General features: G+C 57.1%; 1 protein-coding gene. It reads right to left on the bottom strand.

Going from position 1 to position 471, the window contains the following annotated elements:
• Positions 1-394: sugar nucleotidyltransferase (locus A3722_RS15690; RefSeq protein WP_150120517.1), on the bottom strand; the 394-nt coding region annotated here is incomplete at its 3' end.
• Positions 395-471: the final 77 nt, after the last annotated feature.

Raw genomic sequence — 471 nt, 5'->3', positions numbered from 1 at the left:
CCTGCCCGCGTTCCGCCGCGCGTGAGAGACTTTCAGGCAGCCCATGTCCGAAGAAGATATTGTCGCCCAAGACCATCGCAGAAGGCGCCCCATCCAGAAACGCTTCACAAAGCGTATAGGCCTGAGCGAGCCCATCGGGGCTGCTTTGAGTGACATAGGTCAAGGAGAGCCCCCATTGGCTTCCGTCGCCGAGCAGACGTTTGAACTGCTCTTGATCTTGGGGCGTGGTGATAATGGCAATCTCGCGCAGGCCGGCCAGCATCAGAACCGAGAGGGAATAGTAGATCATCGGTTTGTCGTAGATCGGCAGCAATTGCTTTGAAATCGACAAGGTAATGGGATGGAGGCGGCTGCCTGTGCCGCCCGCCAAAAGAATGCCTTTACGCGTATTCATAGAATGAGCCCCGTTGAGATATGCGGGCACTCTAGGGCGAGAAGGGGGGTGAGACTAGGCTTGCTGGGGCACCCTTT

The sequence above is a fragment of the Sulfitobacter sp. HI0027 genome, from assembly GCF_001634775.1.
Classification (GTDB): Bacteria; Pseudomonadota; Alphaproteobacteria; order Rhodobacterales; family Rhodobacteraceae; genus Sulfitobacter.
Note: the sequence above shows the minus strand (reverse complement) of the source record. Positions and strands in the feature narration are given on the sequence as shown.